Annotated in this window: 16 protein-coding genes; 7 read left to right on the top strand and 9 right to left on the bottom strand. The window is 57.3% G+C overall.

The features are described 5' to 3' along the window. Positions 1 to 3 precede the first annotated feature (3 nt). The 7 genes from cyoC (at position 4) to HWX89_RS09215 (ending at position 5,599) form a co-directional block, all read left to right on the top strand. Positions 4 to 630 (top strand): cytochrome o ubiquinol oxidase subunit III, encoded by a 627-nt coding sequence (cyoC, locus tag HWX89_RS09245; RefSeq protein ID WP_138794202.1) that lies wholly within the window; start codon positions 4 to 6, stop codon positions 628 to 630. After that, positions 630 to 1,040: a cytochrome o ubiquinol oxidase subunit IV gene (cyoD, locus tag HWX89_RS09240; RefSeq protein WP_138794201.1), complete on the top strand. Its 411-nt coding sequence runs from the start codon at positions 630 to 632 to the stop codon at positions 1,038 to 1,040. The genes cyoC and cyoD overlap by 1 nt, the downstream gene beginning before the upstream one ends. A 124-nt stretch (positions 1,041 to 1,164) precedes the next feature. Then, positions 1,165 to 1,932 (top strand): SURF1 family protein, encoded by a 768-nt coding sequence (locus tag HWX89_RS09235; RefSeq protein ID WP_502707590.1) that lies wholly within the window; start codon positions 1,165 to 1,167, stop codon positions 1,930 to 1,932. Positions 1,933 to 2,032: 100 nt separating this feature from the next. Next, positions 2,033 to 3,253 (top strand): phosphopentomutase, encoded by a 1,221-nt coding sequence (locus HWX89_RS09230; RefSeq protein WP_138794199.1) that lies wholly within the window; start codon positions 2,033 to 2,035, stop codon positions 3,251 to 3,253. Next, positions 3,250 to 4,227 (top strand): adenosine deaminase, encoded by a 978-nt coding sequence (locus HWX89_RS09225; RefSeq protein WP_138794198.1) that lies wholly within the window; start codon positions 3,250 to 3,252, stop codon positions 4,225 to 4,227. Before HWX89_RS09230 ends, HWX89_RS09225 begins: the two co-directional genes overlap by 4 nt. Before the next feature lie 99 nt (positions 4,228 to 4,326). After that, positions 4,327 to 4,956 carry a uracil phosphoribosyltransferase gene (gene upp / locus HWX89_RS09220; RefSeq protein WP_138794197.1) on the top strand — a complete coding sequence of 210 codons (630 nt, stop codon included), beginning with the start codon at positions 4,327 to 4,329 and terminating at the stop codon, positions 4,954 to 4,956. Between the two features lie 133 nt (positions 4,957 to 5,089). Next, the gene (locus HWX89_RS09215) at positions 5,090 to 5,599 is read left to right on the top strand and encodes a TIGR02281 family clan AA aspartic protease (protein ID WP_138794196.1); all 510 of its coding nucleotides are present in this window, start codon (positions 5,090 to 5,092) and stop codon (positions 5,597 to 5,599) included. Here HWX89_RS09215 and deoA read toward each other — a convergent pair. The 9 genes from deoA to msrA form a co-directional block, all read right to left on the bottom strand. Beyond that, on the bottom strand, positions 5,592 to 6,902 hold the full coding sequence (gene deoA, locus HWX89_RS09210; protein ID WP_138794195.1) for a thymidine phosphorylase: 1,311 nt from the start codon (positions 6,900 to 6,902) through the stop codon (positions 5,592 to 5,594). The two genes, HWX89_RS09215 and deoA, sit on opposite strands and share 8 nt — an antisense overlap. A gap of 4 nt (positions 6,903 to 6,906) precedes the next feature. After that, entirely contained in the window at positions 6,907 to 7,680 is a 774-nt protein-coding gene (gene deoC, locus HWX89_RS09205; protein ID WP_138794194.1) for a deoxyribose-phosphate aldolase, read from the bottom strand. A 2-nt stretch (positions 7,681 to 7,682) separates the two neighbouring features. Beyond that, positions 7,683 to 8,483 (bottom strand): purine-nucleoside phosphorylase, encoded by an 801-nt coding sequence (locus tag HWX89_RS09200; RefSeq protein ID WP_138794193.1) that lies wholly within the window; start codon positions 8,481 to 8,483, stop codon positions 7,683 to 7,685. Further along, positions 8,480 to 8,872 (bottom strand): cytidine deaminase, encoded by a 393-nt coding sequence (locus HWX89_RS09195; RefSeq protein WP_138794192.1) that lies wholly within the window; start codon positions 8,870 to 8,872, stop codon positions 8,480 to 8,482. Before HWX89_RS09195 ends, HWX89_RS09200 begins: the two co-directional genes overlap by 4 nt. A gap of 3 nt (positions 8,873 to 8,875) precedes the next feature. After that, positions 8,876 to 9,847: an ABC transporter permease gene (locus HWX89_RS09190; RefSeq protein WP_138794191.1), complete on the bottom strand. Its 972-nt coding sequence runs from the start codon at positions 9,845 to 9,847 to the stop codon at positions 8,876 to 8,878. A gap of 6 nt (positions 9,848 to 9,853) precedes the next feature. Then, on the bottom strand, positions 9,854 to 10,957 hold the full coding sequence (locus HWX89_RS09185) for an ABC transporter permease (protein ID WP_138794190.1): 1,104 nt from the start codon (positions 10,955 to 10,957) through the stop codon (positions 9,854 to 9,856). Positions 10,958 to 10,964: 7 nt separating this feature from the next. Continuing rightward, on the bottom strand, positions 10,965 to 12,470 hold the full coding sequence (locus HWX89_RS09180) for an ABC transporter ATP-binding protein (protein ID WP_138794189.1): 1,506 nt from the start codon (positions 12,468 to 12,470) through the stop codon (positions 10,965 to 10,967). An 81-nt stretch (positions 12,471 to 12,551) separates the two neighbouring features. Next, complete coding sequence (locus tag HWX89_RS09175; RefSeq protein WP_138794188.1) at positions 12,552 to 13,544, bottom strand: BMP family lipoprotein; 993 nt, start codon at positions 13,542 to 13,544, stop codon at positions 12,552 to 12,554. A 213-nt stretch (positions 13,545 to 13,757) separates the two neighbouring features. Beyond that, on the bottom strand, positions 13,758 to 14,408 hold the full coding sequence (gene msrA, locus HWX89_RS09170; RefSeq protein WP_138794187.1) for a peptide-methionine (S)-S-oxide reductase MsrA: 651 nt from the start codon (positions 14,406 to 14,408) through the stop codon (positions 13,758 to 13,760). Positions 14,409 to 14,459 lie beyond the last annotated feature (51 nt).

Raw genomic sequence — 14,459 nt, 5'->3', positions numbered from 1 at the left:
AGAATGTCTCAAGCACCTGCCCAAAGCGCCAATGGCGCGGAAAAGCCGGTCTTCTACCTGAAGGAAGACCACCATCCGGAAAACGGCACTTCGCTGGGTTTCTGGCTGTACCTGATGAGCGACTGCCTTATCTTTGCAACGCTCTTCGCAACCTATGCCGTGGTCGGTCGCAGTTATGCGGCCGGTCCGTCCGGTGCGGATCTCTTTGATCTCAAGCTGGTCGCAATCAACACCGGCTTCCTGCTGTTCTCCTCCATCACCTATGGCTTCGCCATGCTGGAGGCCCAGAAGAAGAACATCAACACGACGCTGATCTGGCTTGCGATCACCGGTGTGTTCGGCCTGGCATTCCTTGGTCTCGAACTCTACGAATTCCACCACCTGATCCATGAAGGTGCTGGTCCGCAGCGTTCTGCCTTCCTGTCGGCGTTCTTCGCGCTGGTCGGCACGCACGGTCTGCACGTTACCTTCGGCGTGATCTGGCTCGTGACGTTGATGGTGCAGGTCAAGAAGTTCGGCCTGCATGAAGCAAACATGCGCCGCCTGACGTGCCTTTCGATGTTCTGGCACTTCCTCGACGTCATCTGGATCGGCGTCTTTTCCTTCGTCTATCTGGTTGGAGTTCTGTGATGGGTTCGAACACACACACGCACGACCACGGTCATTCGCATGATCACGGTCACGATCATCACCACGCCAGTGGAGAAGATCATGGCTCCTTCAAGAGCTACATGATCGGCTTCATCCTCTCGGTCATCCTGACGGCTATCCCGTTCTGGCTGGTCATGGGCGATGTCATTGAAAACCGCACAACGACCGTGCTCATCATCATGGTCCTCGGTGTCATCCAGGTTTTCGTGCACATGATCTACTTCCTGCACATGAACACAAAGTCGCAGGGCGGCTGGATCTTCATGTCGCTGCTGTTCACGCTGGTCGTTGTCATGATCACGCTCGTGGGCTCGCTCTGGGTCATGTACAACATGAACAAGAACATGATGCCGACGATGACCATGGAACAGATGCGTAACCTGCCCTGACGGGCCTGGATAGCGTACCATTCGCAGCCCGCATTGCTTGCGGGCTGCCTCTCCGGAAGACCCATAACCCCATGAATCGGAGAGCGGATTCATGGGGTTATGTGTTGAGCAGGATATAGCTCCAATGAACAGCCTGACAAACCCGACCCCTTCCCGACGGATTCGTCCTGCGGCAATTGTCGTGATTTTCCTGACCGTCATTCTCACAGGCTGCCTGCTGGCGCTCGGCACGTGGCAGGTGAAGCGCCTGTCCTGGAAGCTCGATCTCATCGCACGCGTTGAGGAGCGGGCTCATGCCACGCCGGTTGACGCACCCGCCGAGAACGATTGGGCCGCCCTTGCCGATCCAGCCCAATATGAATATCGCCGTGTCCGCCTCACCGGCACCTATCTCCATCAGGAAGAGGTGCAGGTCTATACGGTGTCGGATCTGGGTCCCGGATACTGGGTTCTGACCCCCTTGCAGCGCGATGACGGATCGCTTGTCATCGTCAACCGCGGCTTTGTTCCCTCGGATAAACGCGATCCATCCACGCGCGCCGAAGGTGAGATCACGGGTCCTGTCGACGTGGTGGGACTGATGCGTGCACCCGAAACCGGGGGCCTTTTCCTCAGAACCAACGATCCTGCTAATAATCGCTGGTATTCGCGCAACGTTGCCGAAATCACCTCAACCAAGGGTCTAGCGCATGCCGCCCCCTTCTACGTCGATGCGGATGCAACAGCCAATCCCGGTGGTCTGCCAATCGGTGGCAAGACCATGCTGACCTTCCCCAACAGCCATCTCTCCTACGCAATCACCTGGTACATACTGGCTGCGATGGTGGTCGTTGCAGGCTGGTATGTGACCCGCAATCTCAATGCGCCGAAACAGCCCTCACAGAACGACTGACGGACGCCGACCAATAAAGCGTTTCACAGTTCACCTTCCAGTGCTCTATATAAGTCGTTTTGGGTCGCGGCAGATCGTGCCGCGCTTTTTGTGGTGACACATGGCACGTGCGTTTCTTCTGGTTCTTGATTCCTTCGGTGTGGGCGGCGCACCGGATGCGGACCATTATGGCGATCTTGGTTCCAACACTTTGGGCCACATTGCAGAGTTCTGCGCGGCGGGCGCTGCAGATCGCCCGGGCTTGCGCGCTGGCCCCCTGAAATTGCCGAACATGACATCGCTCGGTCTCCTCAACATTGCGGAACTGGCAAGTGGCGACATGCCCGCAGGCATGGAGTTGCCGGAACGTATATACGGCCTGCATGGTTGCGCCAGCGAGGTTTCTAAGGGCAAGGATACGCCGTCAGGTCATTGGGAGATTGCCGGTACACCCGTCCGGTTCGAGTGGGGCTACTTTCCGACGGAGGGTGACGCCTTTTCCGCCGAACTCGTTGCAGCGATCTGCGAAGAAGGCAATGTTCCGGGCATTCTTGGCAATTGCCATGCGTCAGGAACGGAGATCATCGCCCGTTTCGGCGAGGAGCATATCCGTACGGGCAAACCCATCTGCTACACCTCCTCCGACTCGGTGTTTCAGATTGCAGCTCACGAAACCCATTTCGGGCTGGAGCGGCTTCTTGCATTCTGCCAGATCGTTCGCAAACTCGTCGACCCGCTGAATATTGGCCGCGTCATTGCCCGTCCTTTCGTTGGTGAGACGGTCGCGACGTTCGAGCGCACCGGAAACCGCCGGGACTTTTCCGTTCTTCCACCGGAGCCGACCCTTCTGGACAGACTGGTCGAAGCAGGACGCAAGGTTCACGCCATCGGCAAGATCGGCGACATCTACGCACATCAGGGCATATCTCGCGTCATCAAGGCCAATGGCAATGCGGCGCTGATGGATGCGACCCTGCAGGCGATAGACGAGGCCGAAGACGGAGATCTGGTCTTCACCAATTTCGTCGATTTCGACATGATCTACGGCCATCGACGCGATGTGGCAGGTTATGCCGCAGCGCTCGAAGCCTTCGATGCACGCATTCCCGAAATTCATCGCAAGATGAAGCCGGGAGACATTGCCTTTCTTACCGCCGACCATGGCTGCGACCCGACATGGCGCGGTACGGATCACACCCGAGAACGCGTGCCGATCATGGCATTCGGACCAGGCATACGGTCTCGTGATCTCGGTATTCGACCCTCTTACGCCGATATTGGTGAAAGCATTGCCCGCCACCTTGGAATAGATGTCGGCGCACACGGCAGGAGCTTCATTTGACATCCCATTTGCTGAAAGCGGAAATCCATTGCCATCTCGAAGGTGCGGCACCGCCTGACCTTGTTGCGGTGCAGGCGCAAAAATACGGTATCGACAGCAGCAGCTTTCTGCGTGACGGAAAATATGTCTGGACCGATTTCGCCGAGTTCATTCGCTGCTACGATGCCGTCGCGCAGGTCTTCAAGACAGATGAGGACTATGCGGTCCTGACGGAGGCCTATCTCACCGAGCTTGCCGCTGCCAATACCATCTACAGCGAACTGATCATCTCGCCCGATCATGGCGATCGTATTGGCCTTGGCGCCGATGCCTACCTCCAGGGCATCGCGGAAGGCATTCGCGTTGCCAAGGAAAAGACCGGCATCGAAGCACGCATCATCGTCACCGGTGAACGACATTTCGGTCCCGACCGCGTTATTGCCGCAGCTGAATATGCCGCCAGAACGGCACATCCCCTCGTCACCGGCTTCAACATGGCCGGCGAAGAACGCATGGGCCGTGTCGCCGATTATGCACGCGCCTTCGATATCGCCCGTGACGCTGGCCTTGGGTTGACGATCCATGCAGGCGAAGTCTGCGGACCGTTCAGCGTGAGCGATGCTCTCGATCTCGTCAAACCCGCACGCATCGGCCATGGTGTTCGCGCCATTGAAGACGCATCTCTGGTGTCGAGACTTGCCGATAGCGGCACCGTTCTGGAAGTTTGCCCCGGTTCCAACATCGCGCTCAATGTCTATCCGGATTTTGACCAGCATCCGCTCAAGCGGTTGCGCGACGCCGGCGTGCGGGTCTGCATCAATTCCGACGATCCGCCGTTCTTCTTCACATCGCTTGTGCGGGAATACGAACTCGCCTCGACGACGTTCGGGTTCAGCGATGCAGAGATCAACGACATGACCAGAACGGCGCTTCAATGCGCCTTTGTCGACGAACCGACACGGGAACGGCTGCTGGCAAAACTGGATTCGGTTTAAGGAAAAGCAATCGGGACAAAAACACCCTGAAACACTTGCGAAAGCGACGCTTTCGGTGAATGACAAAAGTATCAAAGAAACGAGGGAAGGCCAGTTTTCATGGACGGCGTTACAGTAATCGATCATCCGCTGGTGCGGCACAAACTCACCATCATGCGCAAGAAGGAAACGTCCACGGCCGGTTTCCGCCGTCTGCTGCGCGAAATCTCAACGCTGCTCTGCTACGAAGTCACGCGCGATCTGGAAATGACGACGGAGACCATCGATACGCCGCTGGAAACCATTGAAGCACCCGTGCTCGAGGGCAAGAAGCTGGTTTTCGCATCGATCCTGCGCGCCGGAAACGGTCTTCTGGAAGGCATGCTGGAGCTGGTTCCTTCTGCCCGCGTTTCCCATATTGGGGTCTATCGCGACCATGAAACGCTGGAAGCTGTCGAATATTACTTCAAGGCACCAGAGAGCCTCGACGCGCGCCTGATCATCGTTGTCGACCCCATGCTGGCAACGGGCAACTCGTCGATTGCCGCAGTCGAGAAACTGAAAGAACGCGGCGCAAAGAACATTCGTTTCCTGTGTCTGCTTGCTGCACCCGAAGGCATCAAGAACTTTCGCGAAGCGCATCCCGATGTGCCGATCTTTACTGCGTCCATCGACAGCCACCTGAACGAGCAGGGCTACATCGTTCCGGGTCTTGGTGACGCGGGCGACCGGATGTACGGAACGAAGTAATTCCGTCCACCGAACCTTAACCATCAACGCCATTTGCCGGATGACATCTGGCAAATGGCGTTCTTGATTCAGGATTTTTCGGTGTTTTGCGGTTTATGCTCATTTTGGTTCAATCCATTTCGGGAGCATATCCTTGCTGGCGCGTACGATTTTCCTTCTTGTCAGCCTCTCGGTCAGTGCAACGCAGATCCCTGCACTCATAGAAAAATTTCACACGCGCCCTGCTCCCGAAGCTGAAAAAGCGGCGCCGGTGAAAGCCCAGCCGGTATCGCTTGGCACTGTCACCCTCAAAGCGGATGCAAACGGCCACTTCAATGCCGCTTTCCGTCTCAATGGCAAACCGTTCGATGGTCTTGTCGATACCGGTGCATCAACGGTCGCGATCAATGAATCAACTGCGCGGCGCCTCGGTTTCGGTGTAAACAGTCTCGATTTCAAATATCCGATCTCGACAGCCAACGGCAAAACCAAAGCCGCTTACATCAGGCTGGACCGGGTGGAAATCGGCGCGATCCGTGTTCAAAACGTCGATGCAATTGTGCTGAAGGACAATGCACTCGGCAAAACGCTGATTGGCATGAGCTTTCTGAGGCAACTCTCGTCGTTCAAGGTTGCCGGAGACGAACTGCGGCTCGTCAGGTGATCCGCTCGCATATGACCGGAGCGATATCGGCCGTGACGGTATCGACCGTATAGCTTTCCAGCACTCTGTCGACTGCGCGTGCAGCGGCGTCCTGTGATGCGGCATGGACGAAGGCGATGGGTTCACCCTTCTCCACCCTGGTCCCCAACGGCAAAATTCCGGATAGGCCCACGGAAGGATCAACGGTGTCCGACGGTTTGCGCCGCCCGCCACCAAGTTCCACAACGATCATGCCCACGTCGCGCGTCCCACAGGACGTCAACCAACCGCTTTGGCCGGCAGGAACGGGCACGACGACAGGCGCTGCGGGCAGGTATTGCGCCGGTCGTTGCACGAAGTCGACAGGACCACCGAGCGCTGTGACCATGCGCGCAAAAGCCTCCACCGCCTGGCCGGAAGCCAAAGCCTCGGCAGCCTTCGCTCTGCCATCCTCAAGCGTCCCGACTACCCCGCTCTGCACCAGCATTTCCGCGGCGAAACACATGACAACGTCCTCAAGACGGGTTCCCGCCTTCCGTCCATGAAGAAAGTCCAGGCAATTGAGGATTTCGACCGCATTTCCGGCAGCATCGCCAAGTGGCTGGTTCATGTCGGTGATCAAAGCAGCGGTCGGCAGACCCGCACCATTCGCGACGTCGACCAGCGAACGCGCCAGGCTGCGTGCCTCCTCCATATCCTGCATGAAAGCGCCATTGCCAACCTTGACGTCAAGAACAAGTGTTTCCAGACCGGCGGCGAGCTTTTTCGACAGAATGGACGCGGTGATCAACGGAATGGAATCGACTGTAGCGGTCACATCACGAATGGCGTAAAGGCGCTTGTCGGCCGGAGCAAGATCACCGGTCTGACCAATGATCGCGCAGCCTGCGTCACGCACGGCCTTTCGAAAGAGCATCTCATCCGGCATGACGTTGTAGCCGGGAATGGCCTCAAGCTTATCGAGCGTGCCACCCGTGTGCCCAAGTCCCCTGCCGGAGATCATCGGAACCGCCAACCCACAGGCGGCCACAATCGGGGCCAGCATCAATGAGACATTGTCACCGACGCCGCCGGTCGAATGTTTATCCGCAATGGGCTTGCCAACCTCATTCCAGGAGAGAACATCGCCACTGTCACGCATGGCAAGCGTCAATGCGACTGTTTCGTCGCGGCTCATGCCACGAAAGAAAACTGCCATGGCAAAAGCTGCGGCCTGGCCTTCGGAAATCTGCCCCGATGACAGGGCCTCGACGAATCCGGAAATCTCCTCCGGATCGAGGTGCAACCCGTCACGCTTGCGGCGGATGATTTCCTGGGGGATCAAGGGGTCAATATCCGCTGGCGGCCTTGGCGGGTTCACCACCGGCCAGCACGTTCAGCACATCGTCCAGCAGGCTTGAGGCACCAAAACGAAAGGTCGAAGGCATGGCCCAGTTCGGCGCCATGATGGTTTCCGCCAGCCTGAGATACAGCGTTGCATCCGCCACCGTGCCAATACCGCCGGCAGGCTTGAAACCAACCTTCTGTTTGCTGTCTCGAATTGCCTGCAGCATGATATCGGCTGCTTCCAGCGTTGCATTGACCGACACTTTGCCGGTCGATGTCTTGATGAAATCAGCACCTTCCGCGATGGCAATTTCCGAGGCACGGCGGATCAGCGCCTTGTCCTTCAACTCCCCGGTTTCAAGAATGACCTTGAGCTGGACCGGTGCGACACACGCCTTGCGCACAGCCGCAATCATCGTTGACACAGCGGCTTCATCGCCGGCTATGAACTTCTTGTAGGGAATGACGAGGTCGATCTCATCGGCTCCATCGCGAATGGCCATCTCGGTTTCGGCCACGACGGTGGCGATCTCGAGATCGCCAGACGGGAAATTGATGACAGTGGCGATCTTGATCGCGTGATCTTTTCCAAAAGCTGCCCTGGCCTGCGCCACAAAACGTGGCCAGATGCAGATCGCGGCCGTATTCCCATACTCGCTGTGCGCTCTCTGGCACAAAGTGGCAATCTGCTCCGGCGTGCAATCTTCTTTCAGGTTGGTCAGGTCCAGCAAGGACAGAGTGAGGGCAGCCGCTTCTCGCGGACGCTGGAGTTCCATGATCATGCTCCTCCTGCAATCATTTCCTTCAGGATGGCGGCAAGTCGTTTGCCGCCCACCGGAGCCATGTCCTTGGTTTCCTCATGGCTCAGTTCGGCACCGGTCATGCCGGCACCGTAATTGGTAATAACGGATGCGGCAGCAACGCGCATCCCGAAAAAGCGTGCGAGGATGACTTCCGGCACCGTCGACATGCCAACCGCATCCGCTCCCAACAGACGCGCCATGCGAATTTCTGCCGGCGTCTCGAAGCTCGGCCCCGAAAACCACATGTAGACACCGCCGAACAACGGCACGGTCGAGCGAATGGCAGCGTTGCGCATCGCCAGAACCAGATCGGCGTCATAGGCCGTCGTCATGCCGACAAAGCGACGATCGCTTTCTTCTCCAATCAGCGGGTTCATGCCGGAATAGTTGATGTGGTCGGTGATCTGCATGACAGACCCCGGCGGCATATCTTCTCGAACCGAGCCGGCGGAGTTGGTCAGGATCAGCGATTGTACGCCCAACCCGGCAAGCGTTTCGATCACTATCCGCATCGCGGCCGGATCGCCCTTTTCATAATAGTGCACGCGACCGGACAGCATGATGACCGGTTCGCCGCCAAGATAACCTGCCACCAGTTCACCCGCATGACCCGAAACACCGCTTGCCGGAAATCCCGGCAATTCGACATAAGGAACACGGATAGCCTCTTCGACCTCTTCCACAAGCGAGCCGAGACCGGAGCCGAGCACGATGGCGATACGCGGCATGAGGCCGTTCAGTCGGTCCACCAGGATGTCGATCAGCGTGTCCGTCATCCGAGCAACTCGGTCTTGAAGGACAACGGCAAAAGCTCATCCATGGTCACGACCTTCTGCACGCCTGTTTCATCGCAGAGGTAAACCTTGGTTTCGGAAGTCGCGAATTCGGCGATCTTCTGGCGGCAGCCACCGCAAGGTGGGCAAAGAGCCAGCTTTTCCGCGATCACGGCGATTTCCTTGATCTGTTTTGCACCGCCCATCACCATAGCGCCAATGGCCGTCGGTTCAGCGCACCACCCTTGCGGGAAGGAAAGGTTCTCGATGTTGGCGCCCTTGTAGATCTTGCCGTCTTCGGCGCGGATCGCCGCACCGACCGGAAACTTCGAATAGGGTGCATGGGCGAGCGCCATCGCGTCTCTTGCCGCTTCGAACAATTCCCGAGACATGGATCAACGCTCCTTCGAGTAGGCGACGCCACCAGCCTTCGGAGGCTTGGCAACACCGATGAAACCCGCCAACAGGATGCAGGTCAGAATATAGGGCATGGCCTGGAAGATCTGCACAGGCACTTCGCCGATGCCCGGTACGGATTTGCCCTGCATGAAATTCGCGAAGGCATCGAGGAAACCAAACAGCAGGCAGGCAAACATGACTGGAACCGGCTTCCATTTCGCGAAAATCAGCGCTGCAAGCGCGATATATCCCTTGCCCGCAGACATGTTGGCGATGAAGGAAGCCGATTGCGCCACGGCAAGATAGGCGCCGGAAAAGCCGCACAGAAAACCTGCAACAATGACGGCACGGAACCGCATCCACGGAACGGAAATGCCAGCGGTATCGACCGCGCCAGGGTTCTCACCGACGGCGCGCAGACGCAAGCCAAAGCGTGTGCGGTAAAGCACCCACCAGGACAGAGGCACCGCGAGAAATGCCAGATAGGTCAGGATGTTGTTGCCGGAAATGACATTGGCATAAAGCGGTCCAATAAAAGGCACCTCGCGCATGGCGTCGGCACCGGGCAGGATGATTGGCGTGAAACGTCCCTCTGAGGTCAGTTGCGGTGTACGACCACCCTGACTGAACCAGGCCTGACCAAGAACCACCGTCAGACCGGCTGCGATGAAGTTGAGCGCAACACCGGAGACGATCTGATTGCCACGATTGGTGATGACGGCAAAACCGTGAATGAGCGAGAAAAGGATCGACACGGTGATGCCGGCCAGCAAACCCGCCCAGGGGTTCGCGGTAAGATAGGCGACGCATGCGGAAGCAAAAGCTGCCGCAAGCATCTTGCCCTCAAGGCCGATATCGAAAACACCCGCCCTTTCCGAAAACAGGCCGGCAAGCGCGGTAAAGAGCAAAGGAATGGTCAGGCGGACGGTCGATCCGAGAATGCTGACCAGAATATCGAAGAAGTCCATCTCGGATTACCCCTTTACCAGACGCTGATAGACGCGAACGATCGCAGGCCGGTACATATATTCCAGAGCCCCGGCAAACAGGATCACCAGACCCTGGATGACCACGATCATCTCACGGGTAATGTTGGGCATTTCAAACGAAAGATCGGCTCCGCCCTGATAGAGAATCCCAAACAGCAATGCGGAAAACACGATGCCAAGCGGATGGCTTCGTCCCATGAGGGACACGGCGATACCCACGAAGCCCGCGCCGCCGACGAATTCGACCTGCAAGCGCGCGGAAGCGCCCATGACAGGGTTCAGCGCCATCATGCCCGCCAGACCGCCCGACAGGAGCATGGCGATGATGACTGTGCGCGCATAGGGAATACCGGCGTAAACCGCTGCAGAGCGGCTAATGCCGAGGGTACGCATTTCATAACCGAGTTTGGTGCGCCAGATCAGTACCCAGACCACGAAACACATGACAAGCGCGATGATGAACGACACGTTGAAGGGTGCCGGCCCCAGTTTCAGACCGAAAAGCGCCATCAGCCAGTCCATTTTCGGCAACTGACCGCCGGGCAGGAAGGTACGTGTTTCCGGCGCCATCTTGCCAGGAACGATCAGCACGTTGACGAGCAGGTACACCATCAGCGCCGCAGCAATGAAGTTGAACATGATCGTGGTGATCACGACGTGGCTGCCGCGTTTTGCCTGCAGCCAGGCCGGAATGAACGCCCAGGCGGCGCCGAAGACAGCCGCACCGATAACGGCGAAGGGCATGGTCACGTACCAGGGCACATAACGGTCAAGTGTCAGGGCAACCAGCGCAGCACCAAGGCCGCCGACATAAGCCTGCCCTTCCGCACCGATATTGAACAGGCCGGAATGGAACGCCACGGCAACCGAAAGGCCGGTAAAAATGAAACTTGTCGTATAAAACAGGGTGAACCCGATGGCATCGCCACGGCCGAGAGCGCCTTCAATCAAAAGACGCAGTGCCGCAAACGGATTTTCACCGATCGACCAGACGACGAGGCCGGAGATGACAAACGCCGTCACGACGTTCAGCAGCGGCAAAAGACCGTAGGTGATCCAATTTGGTAGGGGGACGGAAGCAGTGCTCATTCATGCCTCATGCAGCGATACCGGCCATCATGAGGCCCAGCGCCTGTTCTTCGGCTTCCGCCGTTTTTTCTCCGACGATACGACCGGCAAACATCACCAGAATCCTGTCAGAAAGCGACCGGATCTCATCGAGCTCCACTGAAACGAGCAGGATTGCCTTTCCGGCATCCCGCATTTCAACGATGCGGCGATGGATGAATTCGATCGCACCGATATCGACCCCGCGCGTCGGCTGGCCGATAATCAGCATTTTCGGATCACGCTCGATTTCGCGGGCGACAACGATCTTCTGCTGATTGCCGCCAGAAAAATTGGCGGTCTTCAGACGCGGATTAGGTGGACGGATATCGTATTTTTCGATCTTTTCGACGGCATCCTTGCGGATCGCCTCGGGATTGAGGAATGGGCCTTTGCCGTAGAGTTCATCGCGGTGATAACCGAGAATCGAGTTCTCGTACTCCTCAAACCGCAGCACCAGGCCCATGTGGTGTCGATCTTCGGGAATGTGGGCAAGGCCGAGCTTGCGCATCAAGGCGGGATCGACACGATCCACCTTCTGCCCTTCCACGAAAATTTCGCCGGAATGGGGTTTGCGAATGCCTGCAATGGCCTCGAGCAGTTCGGATTGCCCGTTGCCCGCAACGCCGGCAATGCCAACGATTTCTCCACCACGGATGTCAAACGACACGTCATCCACCATGGTGACACCACGGCTGTCCTTGACGGTGAGGTTGCGAACCGACAACAGCACGTCGCCAGGCTTCGCTTCGCCTTTTTCCACTCGCAACAGGACGCGGCGACCGACCATCAGTTCGGCCAGTTCCTCAACCGTGGTTTCCGAGGTCTTGCGCGTCGCAACCATCTCGCCGCGGCGCATGACCGAAACGGAATCGGTAATAGCCATGATCTCGCGCAGTTTGTGGGTGATCAGGATGACGGTCTTTCCCTGATCCCGGAGCACACCAAGAATCTTGAAAAGGTGGTCTGCTTCGGCAGGTGTCAAAACACCTGTCGGCTCATCCAGAATCAGGATTTCAGCACCGCGGTACATCGCTTTCAATATTTCGACGCGCTGCTGCAGACCGACCGGCAGTTCTTCGATCACAGCGTCGGGATCGACCTCGAGACCGTAGTCGTCCTCGAGACGCTTCAGCTCCTTTCGGGACGCAGCCGTGCCTTTGGCGAGCAAGGCTCCGCCCTCTGCGCCCAGCATGACGTTCTCAAGCACCGTGAAATTCTCGACCAGCATGAAATGCTGATGCACCATGCCGATACCCGCGCTGATCGCAGCCTGGCTGTCACGAATGGCTACAGGCGCGCCGTTGACGCGGATTTCCCCTGAGTCCGCATGATAAAATCCGTAGAGAATCGACATCAATGTCGATTTCCCGGCACCGTTTTCCCCGATGATGCCGTGGATCGTACCCTTGGCGACCGTCAAATTGATATTCTTGTTTGCGTGAACGGCACCGAATTTCTTATCGATGCCCACGAGTTCGATTGCTGGGTCCATACTTAAACCGACACGTCTCCGAAGACTGGATATGAAAAGGGCGCAAGGTGACAAGCACCGTGCGCCCCAACAGATATCACGTCATTTCGGGCAAGAGTTATCCGACATATAATCGTGAACCTTGATCGTGCCGGCAATGATGTCAGCCTTGGCCTTGTCGACCGCAGTGACCATCTCCGGGGTGATCAGAGACTTGTTGTTGTCGTCCAGCGCATAGGCAACGCCGTCTTCCTTGATGCCAAGAGCAATGACGCCAGGCGTGAACTTGTCTTCCTTGGCGTCCTTGTAGGCATTGTAGACAGCCAGATCGACGCGCTTGACCATGGAGGTCAGGACGGAACCCGGATGCAGGTGGTTCTGGTTGGAATCGACACCGATCGAGAATTTCTTGTTGTCGGCAGCGGTCTGCAGCACGCCAAGGCCCGTTGCGCCGGCCGCCGCGTAAATCACGTCAGCGCCCTGGTCGATCTGGTTCTTGGTCAGTTCACCGCCGCGAACCGGGTCGTTCCAGGCAGCACCCGTCGTACCGGTCATGTTCTGGAAGACCTCGATCTTGTCGTTGGCCGCCTTGGCGCCCTGTACGTAACCGCAGGCGAACTTGCGGATCAACGGAATGTCCATGCCGCCAACGAAGCCGACCTTACCGGTCTTGGAGGCCATGCCAGCCAAAAGGCCGACGAGGTAGGAGCCTTCGTGCTCCTTGTAGACGACCGAACGCACGTTCGGCAGGTCAACGACGGAGTCGACGATTACAAACTTGGTGTCCGGAAACTCGGCTGCAACTTTTTCCATTGCCGACGTCCAGGCGAAGGATACGGCGATGACCGGGTTAAAGCCCTTGCTGGCGAAGTTGCGGATAGCCTGTTCGCCCTGGGTGTCGCTGGTGGGTTCGAAATCGCGGAACTCGATGCCTGTTTCCGCCTTGAACTTTTCAGCGCCAACCGCAGCAGCTTCGTTGAAGGACTTGTCGAACTTGCCACCCGTGCCATAGACCAGAGCCGGCTTGATATCCGCAGCGAGTGCGGAGGCCGACATTGCCGCCATGGCGAAAAGGGTCAGAAGCGATTTTTTCATTTTGCAGCCCTGTTGTTGCAATTGATATTATAGGGTCCTCCCGCATACCCGTTAACCGGGAATGTCTGCGGAACCGCCAACCGTGTCTCCGGTTGTGCTTGGCACGCATCCTTGCATGGCTCAACGAAAAATTCACTCGGTTTTTTTGACCCGGTGGAAAAACTTTAAACTGGCGTTTTTTTGATCTTTCCACCGGAGCAGATTGCGAAAAATCTAATCAATATTACAGGTTACGCCTGTTCCCCGCAGTCCGCAGTAGCCACCTGGATTCTTGGCGAGATACTGCTGGTGATAGTCTTCCGCGTAGTAAAACGTATCAAGCTCCTCGATTTCGGTGGTGATCGTGCGACCATGCCCAGCTTTATCCAGAGATTGCTGGAAGGTATCACGCACCTTCTGCGCCTGCTGAAGCTGACCTTCCGTCGTTGCGTAGATGACGGACCGATAGGTGGTGCCGATATCGTTGCCCTGACGCATACCCTGTGTCGGATCATGCTCTTCGAAAAAGATCTTCAGCAGCGCGGAAAGTGAAATCTGGGCGGGATCATAGACGACTTTGACGACCTCAGCGTGTCCGGTCTGACCCGTCGTGGTTTCCTGATAGGTGGGGTTACGCGTGAAGCCACCCGCATAACCGACCGCCGTCACCCACACGCCAGGCGTTTTCCAGAACAGACGCTCCGCGCCCCAGAAACACCCCATACCGAGATAGATGATTTCCAGACCATCTGGATATGGCCCTTTCAACGGCCTGCCGTTCACGAAATGATTTTCCGGCACGACAAGCGCTTCGTCACGGCCCGGCAGAGCGGATTGCGCCGTGGGCATCGTCGTTTTCTTTTCAAAGGTGTCAAACAGGAACATTGTCGTCCTCCTTTTCAGCCCTAACGAGCCGATCTCAGGGTTTCATAATGT

It is taken from the genome of Rhizobium sp. RM (assembly GCF_013390595.1).
Classification (GTDB): Bacteria; Pseudomonadota; Alphaproteobacteria; order Rhizobiales; family Rhizobiaceae; genus Agrobacterium.
This window is presented reverse-complemented; position numbering and strand designations above follow the sequence as displayed.